Annotated in this window: 21 protein-coding genes; 14 read left to right on the plus strand and 7 right to left on the minus strand. The window is 64.4% G+C overall.

Annotated features, from left to right (window positions below; translation table 11 throughout):
- Positions 1-50 precede the first annotated feature (50 nt).
- From ACHIRB_RS14410 to ACHIRB_RS14420, 3 genes are read left to right on the plus strand one after another with little or no spacing between them, the layout of a single operon-like run.
- Positions 51-716, plus strand: a complete 666-nt coding sequence (locus ACHIRB_RS14410) for a response regulator transcription factor (RefSeq protein WP_199706407.1) — start codon at positions 51-53, stop codon at positions 714-716.
- Positions 717-730: 14 nt separating this feature from the next.
- Entirely contained in the window at positions 731-1,948 is a 1,218-nt protein-coding gene (locus ACHIRB_RS14415; protein ID WP_395123772.1) for a sensor histidine kinase, read from the plus strand.
- Entirely contained in the window at positions 1,935-2,978 is a 1,044-nt protein-coding gene (locus ACHIRB_RS14420) for a hypothetical protein (RefSeq protein ID WP_395123773.1), read from the plus strand. The genes ACHIRB_RS14415 and ACHIRB_RS14420 overlap by 14 nt, the downstream gene beginning before the upstream one ends.
- On the opposite strand, the gene ACHIRB_RS14425 is transcribed toward ACHIRB_RS14420, so the two are convergent.
- Positions 2,979-3,617 carry a maleylpyruvate isomerase family mycothiol-dependent enzyme gene (locus ACHIRB_RS14425; protein WP_395123774.1) on the minus strand — a complete coding sequence of 213 codons (639 nt, stop codon included), beginning with the start codon at positions 3,615-3,617 and terminating at the stop codon, positions 2,979-2,981.
- A 45-nt stretch (positions 3,618-3,662) separates the two neighbouring features.
- Between ACHIRB_RS14425 and ACHIRB_RS14430 the strand changes: the two genes are divergently transcribed.
- Entirely contained in the window at positions 3,663-4,880 is a 1,218-nt protein-coding gene (locus tag ACHIRB_RS14430) for a winged helix-turn-helix domain-containing protein (protein WP_395123776.1), read from the plus strand.
- Positions 4,881-4,897: 17 nt separating this feature from the next.
- On the opposite strand, the gene ACHIRB_RS14435 is transcribed toward ACHIRB_RS14430, so the two are convergent.
- The gene (locus tag ACHIRB_RS14435) at positions 4,898-5,332 is read right to left on the minus strand and encodes an SRPBCC family protein (RefSeq protein ID WP_395123777.1); all 435 of its coding nucleotides are present in this window, start codon (positions 5,330-5,332) and stop codon (positions 4,898-4,900) included.
- A 62-nt stretch (positions 5,333-5,394) separates the two neighbouring features.
- The gene (locus ACHIRB_RS14440; protein ID WP_395123778.1) at positions 5,395-5,895 is read right to left on the minus strand and encodes a toxin-antitoxin system HicB family antitoxin; all 501 of its coding nucleotides are present in this window, start codon (positions 5,893-5,895) and stop codon (positions 5,395-5,397) included.
- Positions 5,896-6,009: 114 nt separating this feature from the next.
- Between ACHIRB_RS14440 and dapA the strand changes: the two genes are divergently transcribed.
- Positions 6,010-6,918 carry a 4-hydroxy-tetrahydrodipicolinate synthase gene (gene dapA, locus ACHIRB_RS14445; protein WP_395123779.1) on the plus strand — a complete coding sequence of 303 codons (909 nt, stop codon included), beginning with the start codon at positions 6,010-6,012 and terminating at the stop codon, positions 6,916-6,918.
- 98 nt (positions 6,919-7,016) lie between these two features.
- Positions 7,017-8,750 (plus strand): ribonuclease J, encoded by a 1,734-nt coding sequence (locus tag ACHIRB_RS14450; protein ID WP_395123852.1) that lies wholly within the window; start codon positions 7,017-7,019, stop codon positions 8,748-8,750.
- A gap of 51 nt (positions 8,751-8,801) precedes the next feature.
- On the opposite strand, the gene ACHIRB_RS14455 is transcribed toward ACHIRB_RS14450, so the two are convergent.
- Positions 8,802-9,581 (minus strand): sulfite exporter TauE/SafE family protein, encoded by a 780-nt coding sequence (locus ACHIRB_RS14455; protein WP_395112177.1) that lies wholly within the window; start codon positions 9,579-9,581, stop codon positions 8,802-8,804.
- Positions 9,582-9,717: 136 nt separating this feature from the next.
- On the opposite strand from ACHIRB_RS14455, the gene ACHIRB_RS14460 reads away from it, so the two are divergent.
- The 4 genes from ACHIRB_RS14460 (at position 9,718) to ACHIRB_RS14475 (ending at position 14,793) form a co-directional block, all read left to right on the plus strand.
- Positions 9,718-10,191 carry a flavodoxin domain-containing protein gene (locus ACHIRB_RS14460; RefSeq protein ID WP_395112176.1) on the plus strand — a complete coding sequence of 158 codons (474 nt, stop codon included), beginning with the start codon at positions 9,718-9,720 and terminating at the stop codon, positions 10,189-10,191.
- A gap of 43 nt (positions 10,192-10,234) precedes the next feature.
- The gene (locus ACHIRB_RS14465; RefSeq protein ID WP_395123780.1) at positions 10,235-10,858 is read left to right on the plus strand and encodes a TIGR03085 family metal-binding protein; all 624 of its coding nucleotides are present in this window, start codon (positions 10,235-10,237) and stop codon (positions 10,856-10,858) included.
- A gap of 146 nt (positions 10,859-11,004) precedes the next feature.
- On the plus strand, positions 11,005-13,650 hold the full coding sequence (locus ACHIRB_RS14470; protein WP_395123781.1) for a DNA translocase FtsK: 2,646 nt from the start codon (positions 11,005-11,007) through the stop codon (positions 13,648-13,650).
- Between the two features lie 129 nt (positions 13,651-13,779).
- Positions 13,780-14,793, plus strand: a complete 1,014-nt coding sequence (locus ACHIRB_RS14475; RefSeq protein ID WP_395123782.1) for a TerC family protein — start codon at positions 13,780-13,782, stop codon at positions 14,791-14,793.
- A 67-nt stretch (positions 14,794-14,860) separates the two neighbouring features.
- Here the strand turns inward: ACHIRB_RS14475 and ACHIRB_RS14480 are convergent, their stop codons facing one another.
- The 3 genes from ACHIRB_RS14480 to ACHIRB_RS14490 all read right to left on the minus strand — a co-directional run bounded on the left by ACHIRB_RS14480 (position 14,861) and on the right by ACHIRB_RS14490 (position 16,654).
- Complete coding sequence (locus tag ACHIRB_RS14480; protein ID WP_395112171.1) at positions 14,861-15,736, minus strand: DUF1906 domain-containing protein; 876 nt, start codon at positions 15,734-15,736, stop codon at positions 14,861-14,863.
- 73 nt (positions 15,737-15,809) lie between these two features.
- A complete protein-coding gene (locus ACHIRB_RS14485; RefSeq protein WP_395123783.1) occupies positions 15,810-16,094 on the minus strand; it encodes a YciI family protein in 285 nt (94 codons plus the stop codon).
- Between the two features lie 35 nt (positions 16,095-16,129).
- Complete coding sequence (locus ACHIRB_RS14490; RefSeq protein ID WP_199706378.1) at positions 16,130-16,654, minus strand: amino-acid N-acetyltransferase; 525 nt, start codon at positions 16,652-16,654, stop codon at positions 16,130-16,132.
- Positions 16,655-16,836: 182 nt separating this feature from the next.
- Between ACHIRB_RS14490 and pgsA the strand changes: the two genes are divergently transcribed.
- The 4 genes from pgsA to ACHIRB_RS14510 all read left to right on the plus strand — a co-directional run bounded on the left by pgsA (position 16,837) and on the right by ACHIRB_RS14510 (position 19,479).
- Entirely contained in the window at positions 16,837-17,466 is a 630-nt protein-coding gene (pgsA, locus tag ACHIRB_RS14495) for a CDP-diacylglycerol--glycerol-3-phosphate 3-phosphatidyltransferase (protein WP_395112235.1), read from the plus strand.
- Entirely contained in the window at positions 17,463-17,963 is a 501-nt protein-coding gene (locus ACHIRB_RS14500; RefSeq protein WP_395123784.1) for a CinA family protein, read from the plus strand. Before pgsA ends, ACHIRB_RS14500 begins: the two co-directional genes overlap by 4 nt.
- An 88-nt stretch (positions 17,964-18,051) precedes the next feature.
- On the plus strand, positions 18,052-18,420 hold the full coding sequence (locus ACHIRB_RS14505) for a helix-turn-helix domain-containing protein (protein ID WP_199706374.1): 369 nt from the start codon (positions 18,052-18,054) through the stop codon (positions 18,418-18,420).
- 258 nt (positions 18,421-18,678) lie between these two features.
- A complete protein-coding gene (locus tag ACHIRB_RS14510) occupies positions 18,679-19,479 on the plus strand; it encodes a PspA/IM30 family protein (RefSeq protein ID WP_199706372.1) in 801 nt (266 codons plus the stop codon).
- Positions 19,480-19,496: the final 17 nt, after the last annotated feature.

Here is a 19,496-nt window from a genome sequence, read left to right on the forward strand (position 1 = left end):
GTGGCACCGGCAACCCGTCGTTGGACATTCAGAGCTGAGGAGGGCGCGACATGATCGCCGCCGCGTTGCGTCGAATCGGCTTGGTCGAGGACCACGAATCCGTGATCATCGGCGTGTCTGCGATGTTGTCGGCCGAAGCCGATCTGGAGGTCGTTGCTTCGGCGGGGACGGTTCGCGAGTTGCTCGACCAAACCCACGATCTCGATCTCGTCGTGCTCGACCTGCGTCTGGCAGACGGTTCGGTTCCGGAAGAAAACGTCCGCACGCTGCGCGAACATGGCGTCGAGGTCCTTGTCTTCACCGGGGCGGAGAATGCGTTTCTGGTTCGGTCCGCTGCACGTGCCGGCGTGCTCGGCGTCATTCGGAAGTCGGAGGACGCGTCCTACGTCGTCGATGCGGTGCGGCGCGCCGCGTCGGGTGCACAGGTTGTGACCACCGACTGGGCGGCGGCTATCGACGGCGACCCGAGATTGTCCGACGTCGGGTTGAGTCCACGCCAGGAGGAAGTGCTCACCCTGTACGCATCGGGGGAGAAGGCGTCTCGCGTGGCGCGTCTCACCGGCCTGTCGGAGCAGACGGTCAACGACTACCTCTCGCGAATCAGGCAGAAGTACTCCGACGCCGGTCGTCCGGCGCCGACCAAAACCGATCTGTACAAGCGCGCAGTGGAGGACGGGTGGCTACCCGTTCCCGAGTCGCCGCACCTGCAGTCTTGAGCGGGCTCCGAGGGATGACAGCCGTCACCGACGCCACAGTTTCGACGTACGGCGCGATGCGCGCCAACGAACGTGTCACCCGTTCGCTTGCCGTCACGATCGGGCTCGGTGGTGTCATCTACGCGGCGATGGACTCGCCTGAGATCGTCCATCAGGCGCGGCTGCTCGAATCATGGTGGACGCCAGCGGCTGTCGTGCTCGTCGTCGGCTTCTGCCTCGCGTTGGCCGTTGCCGGGATCAAGGCTCAGCTGACGAGCGTGCGCCGAATCGCCGCAGCGCTTGCCGTGAACTATCTGCTCAGCGTGGCGGTGTTCCCTCTGGCCGGCGAGTTCGGTGGACTCGAGGGTCAGGCGTCGTGGATCGGCCGCATCATCGCAATCGGTGCCGTCGCGGCCGCACTCGTCTGGACGCCGAAGATCACCCTTGCCTACCTCGTCGTCACGTCGATCATTGCGTCGTTCGTCGCGCGCTACGGCGCCGGTGATTCGGCCTTGTTCGACTACGTCCAGCACGCGGTTCGCGGCTTCTGCACGGCAGGTCTGTTCGCGTGGGTTGTCGTCTTCGCCGTTCGTGCGACGACCTTGCTCGACACCGAATCCAGCCGAGCGGCACGGGAGGCTGCCGCGATCGCCGCGGTCGCGGCCCGCACCAAGGAACGCGCGAAGTTCGCGGCCCTGATCCACGACGGTGTGCTGTCGACGTTGCTCGACGCCTCGCGTGGTCGCGAATCCGCGATCCTTGCCGAGCAGGCCGGCCGCACGCTGCAGGAAATGAATGAATTCCGGTCCGAGGCCGTCGATCGGTCGGAATACGACGCGGCCGCAGCGATCGGGTTCCTGCGCGCTGCTGCTGTTCAGGTGAATACGCGAGTGATCTTCACGGCGCGCAAGCAAGCCGGGTTCGACGACCTCAAACTGCCTGTTCAGGCTGCGGAGACGATCGCTGCTGCGCTGAGCGAAGCCCTGCGCAACAGTCTGCGTCATGCCGCCGAGCCCGGTCGCGACGTGCGGCGCGAGATCGTGGCGACGGTCGGTGCGGGAGGACTACGTGTTGCCGTCATCGACGACGGCGCAGGCTTCGATCCTGCCGCCGTGCCGACCGATCGACTCGGAGTGTCGTTGAGCATTCTCGGCAGAATGCGCGAGTTGCCTGGCGGTGCCGCTTTCGTCGAATCGTCGCCAGGACGCGGAACCACCGTCACGTTGGTCTGGGGGTCCGATGGAATCCGCTAGCGACGTCGACCTGCGCGGACTGCTCGGACTTCGTGGCCGACCGGCGTGGTTGATGCTCGGGTTGCTGTTGCTCACCGTTGTCATGGTGATGCTGCAGAACCTCGACACGACGAACAACGCCTCGTTGGTCGTGGTCTGTTACGCGGCGATCGGAGTCAGTGCCACGATCGTCGTGTTGTCGCGACGCGACCCGATCCCGCTGCCCTACACATTCCTGATCATGATTATCGGACCCGTCGCGACCTACGCGACGTTGTCCAACACCCGCGCACCCGGTCAGGACAGTCACATTCTGTGGACGGCCTTCGCGTATTCACTTGTGCTGTGTCTGTTGATCATTCGCGGTCGGACCGCCTACGCGTGGATCGGTGTCGCGGCGACGGGCGTCGTGGTCGCGCAGGTGGACCGCGGCACGGACCTCGGCTTGTCCGGCATCGTCGGCGCAACGGCTCCGGTCGGCACCGTCGCTGCCGTCACCGTGTTCATGGTGATCATGCGTCCGGCTATCCAGTCGTTGTCCGATCTGCGCGCGGACGCGACGAGACGTGCGGCCGCCGAGGCGACCATGGCCGCGCAGAACGAGGAACGCGACAGGCAGCTCGATCGACTCGACGAGCTGGCCCGACCGGTGCTCGAGCGTATCGCACGGGGTGAGGCTCTCGACCTGGCCGAACGAGAGGAGTGTCGCCTGCTCGAGGCCGAGTTGCGCGATGGTCTGCGCGCTCCGCAACTGTCGTCGGCGGAGGTCGTCGCCGCGACGAGGGGCGCTCGTAGCCGCGGTGTCGAGGTCGTTCTGCTCGACGACGGCGGGTTCGCCGATGTCGGCTCGGGGGTACGTAAGACGGTGCTGCGGATCGCCGCGCAGGAACTCGACGGCGCCAACGAGGGGTCGGTGACGGTGCGGGTGCTGCCTCGTGGAAAACGTTTTCTCGCGACCGTGCTGGTCAGCGGTCCGGCTGTGGACCGGCGAACCGAATTCGATCGGGACGGCCGCATCTCGACGACGGTCGAGCAGGCAGATCCGGCCTGATCAGGTCCGCAGGCGTGCGTACAGGGCGGGCGCGCCGTCCCCGGTGAACTCGTCCGGTTCGACGGGACGTTGCGCGAACATCAGCAGTATCGCGGCGCTGCTGCCGCTGACCACCGGACCGTCGCCGGTCGACCAGTCGAGGTCGTCGGCTTGCAACCGAAGTCCGGCGATACGCGCGCGGCTGCCGAACTTCGATGCCGTGATGCCGCGACGAGTGAAATCGTGGGCAGCGATGCCGAAAGGTCCGGCAGGAATAGCGCGGGGCTTGCCGAGCGGGCGTCGAATGTCGAGGCCGTGCACCAACACGTCGATCAGCGGCGCTGTCTTGGGAATGCCGGGCGGATGTTTGCGCCAACCCGCGACTGAACGCAAGCGAGCCGTGATCACCGCAGGGTCGTCGGCACCGAGGCGCTTGGCGTCTGCGGCGATCCAGCGATCGAGACTGAATCCGTTGCGGGCGATGCCGAGTACGGTCGGGACCGGGGGAGTCCAGGCGCCGATCGCCAGGTGCGCTGCCACATCGCGAACCAGCCATTCGCCGCACAGCGACGGGGTATTCCACTCCTCGGGTGTGAGGGTGTCGAGGAAGTCGGCAAGGTCGAGTCGTTCGGCTTCGAGGTGACTCCACACGTCGGTCATGGACCCATGATCCATGTGTCGGTGCCTCGTGGCAGGGTTTGGGGTATGCGTCAGATCAGCGCTGCGACGGCGCGCCGCATCGCACTAGCCGCCCAGGGTTTCGCAGGGCGGTTGCCCGCGAGTGCGCCCACCCGCCGAACGGTGCTCGGCGTGGTCGACAAAACACAACTGCTGCAGATCGACTCGGTGTCTGCCGTCGTGCGAGCTCACTATGCACCGGTGTTCAGCAGGATCGGCGAGTACGACCGGACGTTGCTCGACGATGCCGTGTGGTCGCACAGTGCGCGCAAACCGCGCCAGTTCGTGGAGTACTGGGCGCACGAGGCGGCGCTGCTGCCCGTCGAGGACTGGCCGCTGATGCGGTGGCGCATGCGCGAATTCGAGTTCGGTCGCTGGTCGCACGCACGCAGGGTGAACGAGCGGAACCCCGGCCTCGTCGACGATGTGCTCGCAGCGGTCGCCGAGGTCGGGCCTGCGGGAGCCGGAGCGATCGAGAAGTATCTCGAACGCGGCAACAACGGACCCAAACGGTCGTCGTGGTGGGACCTGAGCGACACCAAGATCGTCTGTGAGCAGCTGTTCGCCTCGGGCGAGTTGTCGGTCGACAAACGTGTCGCCTTCACCAGGCAGTACGACCTCACCGAGCGAGTCATCCCGGCGCACGTGCGCGAACGAGACGTCGACGAGGCCGACGCCATCCGCGAACTCGTCACCCGGTCGGCTCGGGCGTTGGGGATTGCGACGGAACCCGATCTACGGGACTACTACCGGCTCAAGCGAATTCAGACCGAACCGGCGATAGCCGAGCTGGTCGACAGCGGTGTGCTCGAACCCGTGACCGTCAGCGGCTGGGACAAGCCGGCCTATCTGCACTCCGAAGCGCGCGCGCCACGCAAGATCACCGGGTCCGCGCTGTTGTGCCCGTTCGATCCACTGATCTTCTGCCGCCCGCGGACCCAGCAGATCTTCGGTTTTCATTTCCGAATCGAGATCTACACACCGGAACCCAAACGCGTGCACGGGTATTACGTGTTTCCGTTCCTGCTGGACGGCGAACTGGTCGGCCGGGTCGATCTCCGTGCCGAGCGAGGCACCGGCCGGCTGCTCGTTCCCGCGGCCTTCACCGAGGACGGACACCGAACCGACCGCGTTGCAAGCGAATTGGCGGACGCGCTCCGTCGGATGGCGAAGTGGCTCGAGATCGACGAGATCGTGATAGGTGAACGCGGTGATCTGGCCGCGATGCTTGCCGCCAAGTTCTAGATCGGCGACGTTCTGAGTCAGCGCGACTCGACGAACTTCGTCAAACCCTTGCTCGCGGTGTCCATCGCAATGCTCAGGACCTTCTTTACGACAAAACCGGGCAGTGGGATCTTCGGTTTCAGCGCCAGGTCGAAGTGCACGTGTGTGCCCTTGGCGGTCGGAGTCAGCCGGTAGGTGCCTTCTTGGACAGCCTGCAGTGTGCTGTCCTGCAACGACCACGACATGTAGTCGTCGCCGTTCCAGGTGTAGTCGGTGATCTGATGGTCGGTGAATCCGACCGCGCTGACGTCGGCGCGGACCCGGTGGGGTCGGCCGTCTTCGAATCTGGTCTCGACGGTGACCGATTTGTGCGGTCCGGACCATCCCGGCAAGTCTTCGACGGCGACGATCGCTGCCATGACGTCGGCGGGCGTCGCCTTGATGTCGAACTCTTTCGTACCTGTCACCGTCATTGGTGTGGCTCCGCTCGTCGTGGGGAGACAGTTCGTCTGCCCGGCTCGGAGCCTAGTTCGGATCAACGCCAGGTCGGACCGTTTTTGCCGCCGCCCATACCGCCGCCCATGCTGCCCCACTGGTCGCGCAACGCTCCTTGAACCGCTTGCGAGACCCAGGAATTGAGGGATACGCCACTTTGGGCCGCTGCTTCCTCGGCCTTGGCCTTCATCTGTTCCACCAGGCGCAGTGTCACTCGGCTGATGTCGCCTGTCAGTTCTTCGAAGGTCGGATGTTCGCCCGAGTCGTCGGCAGCGGGGTCGGACTCGGACTTTTCCTTCTCTTTGCGGCGAACGTCGACGACTGCCTCCGTGCCGTGCAGTTCGACGTGCACGGTGCGGTCGCCGAGTGCGTCCGATACTTCACCGGCGAACGTCGAAAGTGCCGAGAGCAGCATCAATTGCGCAGAAGTTTCGACGGCGCCTGCGAGGGCATCGGCTATCGCGATGGTCTTTTCGTCACCGAGAGCGGCAGCGGCACGGAGGTCGTCGCGCAGGCGGGCGGTTGCTTCAATGAGTTCCATGACACCATCGTGATGTCAAAAGTGACGTCAGTCAAGGAATCGGTTGACGTCACCCAATCCGAACACGCTCACCTAGGGCATTGTGACCCCGTGGTACCGGGTAGCCTTCTGACCATGATTAATGGTGATTCCGCACCGGCTGCCGTGCGCGCCTTCGGAACTGTCTCCGTCGCAATGGTGACCCCGTTCACCTCCGAAGGTAAGTTGGACATCGACGCAGGCGTCCGTCTCGCGGATCATTTGGTAGCCCACGGCTGCGATGGACTGGTCCTCGCCGGTACGACGGGCGAATCGCCGACCACTACCGAGACCGAAAAGCTCGAACTGCTGCGTGCGGTGATCGCAGCCGTAGGCGACCGCGCCAAGATCGTCGCCGGTGCAGGCAGCAACGACACCGCGCACAGCGTCGAATTGGCGCGAGACGCCGCCCGAGCGGGAGCGCACGGCCTTCTCGTCGTCACGCCGTACTACTCGAAGCCGCCGCAAGCGGGCCTGTTCGCGCATTTCACGGCCGTCGCCGATGCGACGGATCTGCCCGTCGCGCTCTACGACATTCCGCCGCGTTCGGTGGTGCCGATCGAGACCGAGACCATCCGCAGCTTGGCCGAACACCCCAATATCGTTGCCGTCAAAGACGCCAAGGGCGATCTGCTCGCAGGTGCGGAACTCATCGGGACGACAGATCTGGCGTTCTACTCGGGCGACGACGGACTGAACCTGCCGTGGCTGTCGGTTGGCGGAACCGGATTCATCAGTGTTATCGGGCACCTCGCCGCGCCGCGTCTCGTCGAGATGCGCACGGCTTACCTCGCGGGCGACATCGTCCGCGCTGCCGCAATCAATTTGAGCCTGACGCCGCTTGTGCGTGCGATGGCTGGACTAGGGGGAGTGGCAATGTCGAAAGCAGGACTTCGATTGCTCGGCATCGATGTGGGCGAGCCACGGCTGCCGCAGATTGCGCCGACCACCGAGCAGATCGATCTGCTCGCGCTCGATCTCGTTGCCGCGGGAGTGCTTACGTGACGCAGCAGGGACAGGGCGAGCGGAACGACGGCGGATCCCGTAGGTCACGCGGGCGAGCAACACGCAACGCTGGACCGCCGCAGCATCGACCCAAGCAGGTGCCGCAGAATTCGGCAGCCCAGCGTCGACCCGATGCGCGTCCGAAGAGTACCGATCCGACCGCCCGCCTCGGCACGCCACCGAAGGCTCCGCGCAACGGTCTGCGCGTCGTCGCACTCGGCGGTATCGGCGAAATCGGCCGCAACATGACGGTTTTCGAGCACCAGGGCAAATTGCTCGTCGTCGACTGCGGTGTGCTGTTTCCGGAGGATCAACAGCCCGGCGTCGACCTGATCCTGCCCGACTTCCGCCACATCGAGAACCGGATGGCCGACGTCGAAGCTGTCGTCCTCACCCACGGTCACGAAGATCACATCGGCGCGTTGCCGTTCCTGCTGCGTCTTCGCCCTGACATCCCGGTCGTCGGATCGAAGTTCACGCTCGCGCTCGTTGCCGCGAAATGCCGTGAGCACCATCAGCGTCCGAAGCTGATCGAGGTGACCGAGGGCGAGCGCACGACGCACGGACCCTTCGAGTGCGAGTACTTCGCCGTCAACCACTCGATCCCGGATGCGCTTGCGGTTGCCATCCGCACCGACGCGGGCGTTGTCCTGCACACCGGCGACATCAAGCTCGACCAGCTGCCCCTCGACGGTCGACTCACCGACCTCGCCGGATTCTCCCGCCTCGGTGACGAGGGTGTCGACCTGTTTCTCGTCGACTCGACCAACGCCGAGGTTCCCGGTTTCGTCACCCCCGAGCGCGAGATCGGCAACGTTCTCGACAACGTCATCGGCAAGGCGAAGCAGCGCGTCATCGTCGCGTCGTTCGCGAGCCACGTGCACCGCATCCAGCAGGTCGTCGACGTCGCTGACCGATACAAGCGGCGGGTGTGCTTCGTCGGCCGATCCATGGTGCGCAACATGGGAATCGCGCAGGAACTCGGCTATCTGAACGTGCCCGACGGCGTCGAGGTCGACATCGACACGGCCGCGGGTATGCCCGACGACAAGCTGGTACTCATCTCCACCGGGTCGCAGGGCGAGCCGCTGTCGGCTCTGTCCCGGATGGCTCGTGGCGAGCATCGACAGATCAACATCCGCGCGGACGATCTCGTCGTCCTTGCGTCGTCGCTGATTCCGGGCAACGAGAACTCGGTGTTCGCAGTGGTGAACGGATTGGCCCGTCGTGGCGCGACGGTCATCACTCAGCAGAACGCGAAGGTCCACGTTTCCGGGCACGCGTCCGCCGGAGAGTTGCTGTACCTCTACAACGCGGTTCGACCGACGAATGCGATGCCGGTCCACGGCGAGTGGCGACACCTGCGCGCCAACGCGGCGCTGGCCATCGCAACGGGTGTGCCTGCCGATCGCGTTGTGCTCGCCGAGGACGGCGTCGTGGTCGACATGGTCGACGGCTTGGCCGAGATCGTCGGTCGGGTGCCGGTCGGGCACGTGTACGTCGATGGATTGTCGGTCGGTGACGTCGGTGAATCGACGCTCTCGGACCGTCTGGTCCTCGGTGAGGGTGGCTTCATCTCGATCACCGTTGCGATCGATTCCTCGGGCAAGGCTGTCAGTCCGCCGGAGTTGAACGGTCGAGGATTCTCCGATGATCCTGCCGCGCTCAAGGAAGCAGCGCAGCTGGTCGAGGCAGAAATCATCCGGATGGCGGGCGAGGGCATCACCGATACCCATCGCATCGCTCAGGGCGTGCGTCGCATCGTCGGCCGCTGGGTTGCCGACAAGTATCGCCGCCGCCCGATGATCGTGCCGACCGTTATCGGCGTGTAGGCGGCTTCGCCGCTCGTGAGTCCTTTCGGAGGTTCCGCCCTCCGAAAGGACTCACGACAGCAGGCGCCAGAGACCGATCAGGCCGAGCACGACGATCGCGGCGCGCAGGGCCGTCGGTGAAAGTCGGCGCCCGTACCGCGCCCCGACGGTGCCGCCGATCAACGATCCGACGGCGATGAGTCCTGCTGCGGCCCAACTGATCCGATCGAACGCAACGAGGGTGTAGGCGGCTGCCGCGACGACGTTGACGACCAGCGACAGCAGATTTTTTGCCGCGTTCATCCGCTGCATCGACTCGGGAAGCAACGCTCCCATCACACCGATCAGCAAGATCCCCTGTGCCGCAGTGAAATAGCCGCCGTAGATGCCGACGGCGAAGGTTCCCACCGTGAGCGCGATGGTGTTTCGTCTACTCGGGCCCGCTGCCGTCCGGCCTTCGTCCTCGGCACGCTTCTTCGCCCACGCCTGAATGCGTGGACCGGTGACGACGAGGATGAGAGCCCCGATCAGGAGGACGGGAACTATTGTGGTGAAAGCTTTTTCGGGTAGATGCAGCAGCAGGAACGCGCCGACTACCGCACCGACGAACGATGCCGGAATCTGCCACCGCAGCCGCGACCATTGCCCTTTGAGTTCGCGGCGATAACCCCAGGTTCCCGACACCCCGCCCGCGACCAGACCTACCGCGTTCGACATCGTCGCGATCACAGGTGGATAGCCGAATGCGACCAAGGTCGGGAAGGTGATCAGGGTGCCCGACCCGACAACCGCGTTGATCGCGCCTGCGCCGAAACCGGCGAGTGCGATGACGATGATCTCGGTTATGGGCACTCAGGCACGCTACGACAGGTCCGGGTCGGGCGCCGTCGCAGGGGTTGGGCGAACCGGCATAGGTAAGGCTATGCTAATGCTCGGTATGGACCGAGCTGGCGTTGCCGACCAGCATTCGACGAAGTGGAGTGACGACGTGGCCGTGGTGATCTTGTACGGAACAGAGACCGGAACCGCCGAAGAGATTGCGGACACCATTTCCGACGTCATCGCTCGGCACGCGGATACATCGGTTTACGGCATGGACGAATACGACGTCGCCGACCTGGACCCCAGTGACTTCCACATCATCGTGTGCTCGACCTACGGCGACGGTGAACTCCCAACCGGCGCGGTCGGGTTCTTCGACGACCTCGACGCCGACCAACCCGATCTCGCAGGCCTTCGCTTCGCGATGTTCGGGCTCGGTGACAGCATCTACGACACGTTCAATCACGGCAGCGACATCGCCGCCGACAAGTTGATCGCCCTCGGTGCGGAGCGGGTTGGCGAACACGCACGCCACGACGGTTCGAGCAAGGTCCGCCCTCGTGACCTGGCGAAGGAATGGGCAACGGACATCGCAGCCGTGGTGTCGGGGCGCGCGCTGGAGTCGGTTTCCGGCAACTGAGCAGATCTGCCGCGTCGGACTGCGGACTGTGTAGCTTGGCACCATGAGCTTCGCGCAGCGTGAACGTGGTGCCCTCGTGGTGTCGATGGCCGAGATCGGACCCGACGCGCCGACCCTTTGTGGCGAGTGGACGGTTCGAGATCTCGCTGCTCACCTGGTGATTCGAGAACGCCGCCCCGACGCGTCTCCTGGGATTCTGATCAGCGCCCTCGCGGGGTACACCGAGGGTGTGCGTCGCAAAGCAGCGCAGCGGCCGTTCACGGAGTTGCTCGAACAGGTCCGTGAAGGTCCGCCGATTTGGTCGCCGCTGAAGCCGCTGGACGCAGCTGTGAACCTGACCGAGATGTTCATTCATCACGAAGACGTCCGGCGTGGCAGTCCGGGGTGGGAACCTCGCGTTCTCGACCCGTCCGACGAGGCAAAGCTGTGGACGGTCCTGAAAAGGATGGCCCGCATGTCCTACCGCAAGGCGACCGTATCGATCGTGCTGGAAAGACCGGACGGTCAGCAGGTGACCGTCACGCGGCCGAGCGATCGGTCGGTGACGCTGCGTGGACCGGCGTCGGAGCTGTTGTTGCATGCTTTCGGACGCAACGAGGTCCGACTCGAGACCTCCGGGGCCGGAGCCGACGTCGAGGCGGTTATGAAGCTGGATCGCAGCGTGTGACTGCTCCGACGGTTGGATCCGGCGGTCGGCGCGATGCTCTCGATGGGGTGCGATGCCACGCCGGGGGAGCCTGATCTGCCAGCGCTGATGGTGTGACTGGTGTTGCAGATGGTCTCGATGGGGCTTTTGCGACTAATCTGACACCCATGGCAGCAAAGTCCGGAAGCCCGACCGCAGCACGATCGCGATCGGGCGCGCGCGCAACCACGGCATCATCCGGTTCAAGGGCTGGAAGTAGGGCAGCCGATGGCGCCGGCGAGAAGCCGAAGCCGCGCTCGCGCACGACGCGAACCGTCTCGACGCCACGCAAGTCCGCGGCCTCACGTTCGGGGTCGGGACGCCCGGCCGCGCGGCGCGCACCTGCACGGAAGCCGCAGAAGTCTTTCTTCGCGACCATCGGCAAAGGTGTCGGTTCGAGCTGGGCACTGGCCGCCAAGGGCGTCGGCGCGACGACCCGCACGGTAAGCAAAGCCAAGGACATCGAACACGGTCACCGTCGTGACGGCATCGCACTCGGTCTGATCGCGGCAAGCGCGATCATCGCGGCCAGCATCTGGTTCACCGCCGGTGGTCCGGTCGGCCGTTGGATCGACACCGGAATCAGCGCAGTTCTCGGCGCGCCTGCCGCGGCGATACCGTTGCTGGCCACTGTGATTGCGGTCATCCTCATGCGGTCCGAGCCCAACCCCGAAACCCGCCCGCGACTGGTCCTCGGCTCGTTGCTCGTCGGGTTGCCGGTGCTCGGTCTGTGGCATCTCGCGTCAGGATCGCCACAGGACGCGGCCGGTCGCGCAAGCGGTGCAGGGTTCGTCGGCTACGTCGCAGGCGGACCCATCACCGATGGACTGTCGGTGTGGCTGTCGGTGCCGCTGATGGTGCTTGCGATCCTGTTCGGCGTCCTGCTGCTGACCGGAACAACGGTCCGCGAAATCCCGGACAGGCTGCGCACGCTGTTCGGAACCGCATCGGGTGGCGACGAATACGACGATTACTACCCCGACGTCGAAGACATCGAGATCGCGGACGACGGCTATACCGACGATTCCTTTGATGCGGACGGCTACCCGGTCGACGACACCCCCAAGCGCTCCCGTGGAACCCGTCCGTCCGACAACTATCCGACCGACGAGTTCGTCGCCGCCGATTCGGTGACCGAAGTGCTTCCCGTTGCGGCGCCGGTGCCACCTCCGGTTGCCGCACCGCCGAAGCAGCGCGTCAAACCGAAACCCGTTGTCAAAGAACACGAGCCCGCAAAACCGGACAAGACGGAGTTCGTCGCGGACCGCGTCATCGAAGGCGACTACACGTTGCCGCCTGCCAACCTGCTCGTCGTCGGCGATCCGCCGAAGACCCGCAGCAAGGCGAACGACTCGATGATCGAGGCGATCACCGAGGTCCTCGAACAGTTCAAGATCGATGCTGCGGTCACCGGATTCACCCGCGGACCGACGGTCACCCGCTACGAGGTCGAACTCGGTCCGGGCGTCAAGGTCGAGAAGATCACGGCCCTTGCTCGCAACATCGCCTATGCGGTTGCGACGGACAACGTCCGGTTGCTCGCGCCCATCCCGGGTAAGTCGGCTGTCGGTATCGAGGTCCCCAACTCCGACCGTGAGATGGTTCGACTCGCGGACGTCCTTTCCGCACCGTCGACCCGTAAGGATCACCACCCGCTGGTGATCGGTCTCGGCAAGGACATCGAAGGCAACTTCCAGAGTGCGAACCTCGCGAAGATGCCCCACTTGCTCGTCGCGGGCTCGACCGGTTCGGGTAAGTCCAGCTTCGTGAACTCGATGCTGGTGTCGCTGCTGTCTCGAGCGACGCCGGACGAGGTTCGGATGATCCTCATCGACCCGAAGATGGTGGAACTCACGCCGTACGAAGGCATTCCGCACCTGATCACGCCGATCATCACGCAGCCGAAGAAGGCAGCTGCTGCGCTGGCGTGGCTGGTGGAGGAGATGGAACAGCGCTACCAGGACATGCAGGTCAACAAGGTTCGCCACATCGACGACTTCAACACGAAGGTCCGGTCGGGGGAGATCTCGGCGCCGCTCGGCAGCGAGCGCGTCTACCGTCCGTATCCGTACATTCTCGCCATCGTCGACGAGCTTGCCGACCTCATGATGACGGCGCCCCGCGACGTCGAAGAGGCGATCGTGCGCATCACCCAGAAGGCTCGTGCCGCCGGTATCCACCTGGTGCTGGCGACACAGCGACCGTCTGTCGACGTCGTGACCGGTCTGATCAAGACCAACGTCCCGTCACGCCTGTCGTTTGCGACATCGTCGCTCACCGACTCCCGAGTCATCCTCGATCAGCCCGGTGCCGAGAAGTTGATCGGTATGGGTGACGCACTCTTCCTGCCGATGGGTGCGGGCAAGCCGACGCGTCTGCAGGGTGCCTACATCTCCGACGAGGAGATTCAGGCCGTCGTCGACTTCACCAAGAACCAGGCGGAGCCGGAGTACACCGACGGCGTCACCGCGTCGAAGGTCGGCGAGAAGAAGGATGTCGATCCCGACATCGGCGACGATCTCGATGTGTTCCTGCAGGCGGTGGAACTGGTTGTGACAAGCCAGTTCGGGTCGACGTCGATGTTGCAGCGCAAGCTGAGAGTCGGATTCGCCAAGGCCGGTCGTCTGATGGACCTCATGGAGACGCGAGGAGTGGTCGGCCCCAGCGAGGGCTCGAAGGCCCGTGACGTCTTGGTCAAACCGGACGAGCTCGAGGGTCTGCTGTGGTCCATCCGCGGCGGCGCCGAAGGTGACGAAGGTTCAGAGGAGTCGTGAGTCCTTTCGGAGGGTCCGCCCTCCAAAAGGACGCACGAGCGGCATGAAGTTGCCGGCCGCGACGACCGACCTAGGCGGCGGCTCGCGGCTACTGTCGGGTATGTCCGAATAGTAGGTAAGGTCGTTGCTGTGAATGTTTCTGCACTCGGTTGGTTGATCACCTGCTTGGTAATAGCGGGCCTGTTTATCTTCGATTTCGTCACTCATGCGCGCGTGCCGCACGCGCCCACCTTCCGAGAGTCGGCGATCTGGTCCGCCGTCTACATCGGGCTGGCGATCATCTTCGGATTCGTCGTCATGTGGATCTGGGGCGGCACCAATGGCGGTGAGTATTTCGCCGGCTACGTGACGGAGAAGGCGTTGTCCGTCGACAATCTCTTCGTCTTCGTCATCATCATGGCCACCTTCTCGGTGCCACGTGAGAATCAGCAGAAGGTGCTGTTGATCGGCATCGTCATGGCACTGGTCATGCGCGGTGCGTTCATTGCGGTCGGCGCTGCCGCGATCAACGCCTACAGCTGGGTCTTCTACCTGTTCGGCTTCTTCCTCATCTACACCGCGGTCAAGCTCATCCGCGAGCACGGGCACGAGGAGGAGATCGAAGAGGAGCGCGAGAGCAAGATCATCCGGCTCGCGAAGCGCTTCCTCCCGACGACCGACGAGTACCACGACGGCAAGCTGACCACCAAGATCGACGGCAAACGCGTCGTGACGCCGATGCTCCTTGCACTCGTCGCGATCGGCTTCACCGACATCTTGTTCGCGCTCGACTCGATTCCGGCCATCTACGGCCTGACCGAGGAGGCCTACATCGTCTTCACCGCCAACGCCTTCGCGCTGATGGGCCTACGGCAGCTGTTCTTCCTGATCGGTGGACTGCTCGACCGGTTGATCTACCTGGCGTACGGATTGTCGATCATCCTGGCGTTCATCGGCGTGAAGCTGGTGTTGCATGCCTTGCACGAGAACACCCTCGGGTTCGTCAACGGTGGCGAGATGGTGAGTGTCCCCGAGATTTCGACGGGATTGTCGCTCGCGGTGATCCTCGGCGTGCTCATCGTGACAGCGGTCGCGAGCCTGCTGCGTACACGCCATACCGACGCAAAGACCGCGTCGGAGACAAGCCAGTCGGAAACAAACTAGCCAGACAAGCTAGCCGGAGCGAGTGCGACATCCGCGCCCTGTGCGGGCCGGATGTCGCACTCGTTTGCTAGTTCTTGCCGGGAATGAGCGACTCGACGACTGAGAACGGCCATGGCCAACCGTTGCGGTCGCCGTTCAGCTTCTCGATTTCCTTCTCCAGTTCGTCGATGCGGTCCAGCGCGGCCGCGAGACCGTCGACGAGGGTCAGGAAACCGCCGTCGGGATTCGGTCCGAGTTGCGGCCAGCCCTTCAATCCGGGACCACGAAGCTGAATCTGGATGTCGCGCAGTATTGCGTCCTGTTCGGGTGTCACGTCTGTCTCCTTCGGAGGATTGGGGTTTCCCTGTTGGTCCCCTAAGTAGTCCCACTGTCCGAAATCGGCAGTGAATGCTTCGTTGACGTCGCATGCCACACCGCCGACGTAGACGGTGCCGATGCGCTGGTGCATGTTGCGACGAGTCTCGACATTGCTGCCCGACCACGCCCCGGTCTGCCACGACCACCGTGCGGTGCCGTTGTCGAGTGCTCGGCTCACCGGCCAGTAGCCGCCGTAGATCCCGATGTTCTCCGGGCCGAGCACCGACGCCGCACCGCGGAGGTAGTTGTCGATCGGAACCTGCTCGCCCGGTGTGGCGTCGAAATCGACGGAAAAGTAGATCGGCCGGTCTGCCCGGCCACCGCAGCGCAGGACCTGGGCGCGGGCAAGGTTGGAGTCGTACACGCCGGCGCCGTAGCCGTCGAGCATGCGGTTGGCCGTCGTCTCCCAGTTGGAGACGATCGAGACGCCGTTCGCACGCAGGTCAGCGGCTTCGTTGGGGGTGAGAAGCTTGCCGGGCAAACTCGGCCCACCGTCGGAGAGATACCGAACCACGAAGTCGTAGCCCGCTGCTCGTATGGCAGCCCCGCCGGGGCGTGCTGCCGAATAGTCCAGTCCCAATCGCATTTGCGCAACATTAGTCGAGCGGTCCGACAACTACCCAGCGACGACAAAAGGGACAAATCGGGAACAAATCGGACTACGTGCTGAGCGCACCCATGACCGGCAACCACTCCGTCACGCGGACCGCATCGATCAGGTCGGCGGTCGCGAACGGGTCGTCGGCGAGCCTGGCGTCGACAGCTGCGCGGTCGGCGGCGCTGACGAGGATCAGCGCGCCGGAACCATCCACATACGGACCCGACGAGACGACGAAGCCGTCTTCCACCTGCCGACCCAGCCACTCCCGATGGCTCGGACGATGCTCGTCACGTCCGGCGGCGGTTGCATCCGAATAGGTGTACTCGACGGCGAAAAGTGGCATCGATTGCTCCTGGGTAGTCAGCGGGATCGAAAGATTCACAGAGACAACAACATTCGGGTGTTTCCGAGGGTATTCGGTTTGACGTAACTGAGATCGAGGAACTCGGCGACACCCGTGTCGTAGGAACGACACATCTCGGCGTAGACCTCTGCGGTCACGGGAGTGCCGTCGATCTCGGCGAAACCGTACTTACGGAAGAAGTCGACCTCGAAGGTGAGGACGAACACGCGCGACAATTCGAGTTCCCGCGCAACCTGGATGAGCTGCGATACGACAAGCCCACCCACCCCGAGGCCCTTGACCTTCGGATCGACTGCGACGGTGCGTACTTCGCCCAGATCGGCCCACAGCACGTGCAGCGCACCGCAACCGATGATCTCGCCGTCGCGTTCGGCGACCCAGAACTCCTGGGTGGCCTCGTACAACGTGACGAGGTTCTTCTCGAGAAGGATTTTTCCGGAGTAGACGTCGACGAGTCGCTTGATCTCCGGAACGTCCGATGTCCGCGCCCGCCGCACGACTGGCATAGTGTCGCCGGGACTTGGCGGCGAAGATGTCATGCGCGCAACATTAGTCATCCACCAACCCGATAGTCTTGGTTGGTGCCGGTCCGCCCATCCACCCGCCAGCGGGTCACCACGCCCCGTCGCGGCTGTTGTAGGCCAAGCCTTGGAGTCGTCGGGTGAGCGCGCAACGCGAGGATCTGGCCAAGGACGATCGCGACGATGTCGGCGTCGAGTCCGTGCCCGCAGCTGTGACGAGCGCAGGCAGCGAGGTCGGTCATCCGCCCGCCGGACCCGAAGTACCGCTCCTGAATATTGCGAACGTGCTGACGATGGTGCGAATCGCGATCGTCCCCGTCTTTCTGTGGGCGCTCTTCGCAGACGGTGGGCACGACACGACCTGGCGGATCGTCGCCTTCCTGCTGTTCGCTGGGGCGGCTGTGACAGATCGTGTCGACGGCCAGTTGGCGCGCAAGTACGGACTCGTCACCGATTTCGGCAAACTCGCCGACCCGATCGCCGACAAGGCACTCATCGGTGCAGCGCTTGTCGGCTTGTCGGCGCTCGGCGATCTGAGTTGGTGGGTGACCATCGTCATCGCGGTGCGCGAGTTGGGCATCACTGCTCTGCGGTTCAGTGTGTTGCGCCACGGCGTCATCCCGGCCAGCCGGGGCGGCAAACTGAAGACGCTGGTCCAGGCGTTCGCGATCGGCTTCTATATTCTTCCGCTGCCCGCTGGTCTCGCCGTTGTGAGCACGACCCTCATGGGAATCGCCGTAGCGCTGACCGTCATCACGGGCATCGACTACGTCGTGCAGTCGATCCGGTTGCGTGCGCACGTTCATGCTCCGCAGCTGCGTCGATCGTGAATTCGGACCCGTTCGCCCGTACCGCTGTTCGCGAACTTGTGTCCGAACTGGCGCAGGCCGGCCAGACCGTCGCGACCGCCGAATCGTTGACGGCAGGGCTGCTTGCCGGTGCCATCGCGGGAGTTCCCGGAGCGAGTGACGTCCTGCGCGGCGGAGTGATCGTCTATGCAACCGACCTGAAGCACTCGATCGGTGGGGTGGACGCCGACGTCCTTGCAGCACAGGGGCCTGTCGCGGCCGCTACCGCCGAGCAACTCGCTGTTGGAGCCAAGACCACCTGTGGGGCGGATTGGGGTGTTGGGCTGACCGGCGTTGCCGGCCCCGACACTCAAGACGGTCGGGCGGTCGGCACGGTCTTTCTCGGCATCGCGGGACCCGATGGGGCCGAGGCGATCCAGCTGGCGCTGACCGGTGATCGGTGGCAGATACGGCTCGGCGCGGTCGAATCGGCTGTGTCGGAACTGGTTCATCGCCTTCGCGCGCGGAGATCACGCTAAGGTCGGGAACCAATCGGGTCGGCGTGAGCGTTGAACTGACGAGGTCGGTAGATTTGTGGCGACGGCGGGACGTAGATGGAGGAGCGAGATGGCGCTGCTATTGCGTGAGGCAATCGGTGACAGCCTGCGGCGTACCCGGGTGTCACAGAGTCGGACTCTGCGTGAGGTTTCCAATTCGGCGAGTGTGAGCCTCGGGTATCTGTCCGAGGTCGAGCGCGGCCGTAAGGAAGCATCGAGCGAATTGTTGGCGGCAATCTGCGATGCCCTCGCGGTACCGCTCGCGGAAGTGCTGTTCGACGTGAGCGAGAGTATGGCCGATGCATCCGGACGGACCGCTTCGGTCGCGCAACGGACGGACCGCGACGCAGCAGCGGAAACAGCTGCAGCAGCACGGATCGGCGGGGACACTCGAATCGTCATCCCAGCACCGACGACGCGGGCACTCGCCGCGGCATGACGATGGCCGCATCGGAGCGCTTCGGTTCTTCGTCGAGTAATCGTTCCGTGCTGTGGACGGACGCAGAAACGGATAGATTCTCTGATGGGCACCGAATGTCGGCCGTGAACACGGCTTTGCGGCCCCGACATTGCAGGGCAGGCCCGAGTATGACGCGGGCAAAAAGGTTACGGGCAAAAAGAACCACGTTCCGGTGCGTGACGGTCGCGTATCGGGTCGCGCTGAGCGCGGCGCAGCAGATGGAGGCGGGATCAACCGATGGCTAATCCGTTCGTGAAGGCCTGGAAGTACTTGATGGCCCTTTTCGACTCCAAGATCGAAGAGCACGCTGACCCGAAGGTCCAGATTCAGCAGGCGATCGAAGACGCGCAGCGTCAGCATCAGGCACTGTCCCAGCAGGCTGCGTCGGTTATCGGCAACCAGCGTCAGCTGGAGATGAAGCTCAACCGCCAGCTCGACGAGGTGGAGAAGCTCAACGCCAACGCCCGCCAGGCAGTCAACCTCGCCGATCAGGCCCAGAATGCGGGCGACACCGAAAAAGCGATCCAGTACACGAACGCCGCGGAAGCGTTCGCGGCGCAACTGGTGACGGCCGAGCAGGGCGTCGAAGACCTCAAGGTGCTGCACGACCAGTCGCTGCAGGCGGCTGCCCAGGCCAAGAAGGCCGTCGAGCAGAACGCGATGGCGTTGCAGTCGAAGGTCGCCGAGCGCACCAAGCTGCTCAGCCAGCTCGAGCAGGCGAAGATGCAGGAGCAGGTCAGCGCGTCGCTGCGGTCGATGGACAGCACACTGTCCGCGCCGGGCAACACCCCGAGCCTGGATGCTGTTCGCGACAAGATCGAGCGCCGGTACGCCAATGCGCTCGGGTCGGCAGAGTTGGCACAGAACTCGGTGCAGGGCCGCATGATGGAGGTCCAGCAGGCGAGCATCCAGATGGCAGGCCATTCGCGGCTCGAGCAGATCAGGGCTTCGATGAAGGGCGACGCATTGCCCTCCGGCGGTGCCACTCCGGCCGTTGCCCCGAAGACACAGGCCGGCCAGGGCGAGACCGCCAACTAGCGGACTCGACGGCCTAC

Origin of the sequence: Antrihabitans spumae (assembly GCF_043944905.1) — a bacterium.
In the GTDB taxonomy this organism is placed as follows: Bacteria; Actinomycetota; Actinomycetes; order Mycobacteriales; family Mycobacteriaceae; genus Antrihabitans; species Antrihabitans spumae.

Coding starts and splice junctions, on each gene's coding strand:
- ACHIRB_RS14510 (WP_199706372.1), top strand. CDS start 18,679: ATGGCTAATCCGTTCGTGAAGGCCTGGAAGTACTTGATGGCCCTTTTC.
- ACHIRB_RS14410 (WP_199706407.1), top strand. CDS start 51: ATGATCGCCGCCGCGTTGCGTCGAATCGGCTTGGTCGAGGACCACGAA.
- ACHIRB_RS14490 (WP_199706378.1), bottom strand. CDS start 16,654: ATGACATCTTCGCCGCCAAGTCCCGGCGACACTATGCCAGTCGTGCGG.
- ACHIRB_RS14485 (WP_395123783.1), bottom strand. CDS start 16,094: ATGCCACTTTTCGCCGTCGAGTACACCTATTCGGATGCAACCGCCGCC.
- ACHIRB_RS14505 (WP_199706374.1), top strand. CDS start 18,052: ATGGCGCTGCTATTGCGTGAGGCAATCGGTGACAGCCTGCGGCGTACC.
- ACHIRB_RS14425 (WP_395123774.1), bottom strand. CDS start 3,617: ATGACCGACGTGTGGAGTCACCTCGAAGCCGAACGACTCGACCTTGCC.
- ACHIRB_RS14480 (WP_395112171.1), bottom strand. CDS start 15,736: ATGCGATTGGGACTGGACTATTCGGCAGCACGCCCCGGCGGGGCTGCC.
- ACHIRB_RS14420 (WP_395123773.1), top strand. CDS start 1,935: ATGGAATCCGCTAGCGACGTCGACCTGCGCGGACTGCTCGGACTTCGT.
- ACHIRB_RS14415 (WP_395123772.1), top strand. CDS start 731: ATGACAGCCGTCACCGACGCCACAGTTTCGACGTACGGCGCGATGCGC.
- ACHIRB_RS14435 (WP_395123777.1), bottom strand. CDS start 5,332: ATGACGGTGACAGGTACGAAAGAGTTCGACATCAAGGCGACGCCCGCC.
- dapA (WP_395123779.1), top strand. CDS start 6,010: ATGATTAATGGTGATTCCGCACCGGCTGCCGTGCGCGCCTTCGGAACT.
- ACHIRB_RS14465 (WP_395123780.1), top strand. CDS start 10,235: ATGAGCTTCGCGCAGCGTGAACGTGGTGCCCTCGTGGTGTCGATGGCC.
- ACHIRB_RS14430 (WP_395123776.1), top strand. CDS start 3,663: ATGCGTCAGATCAGCGCTGCGACGGCGCGCCGCATCGCACTAGCCGCC.
- ACHIRB_RS14440 (WP_395123778.1), bottom strand. CDS start 5,895: ATGGAACTCATTGAAGCAACCGCCCGCCTGCGCGACGACCTCCGTGCC.
- ACHIRB_RS14470 (WP_395123781.1), top strand. CDS start 11,005: ATGGCAGCAAAGTCCGGAAGCCCGACCGCAGCACGATCGCGATCGGGC.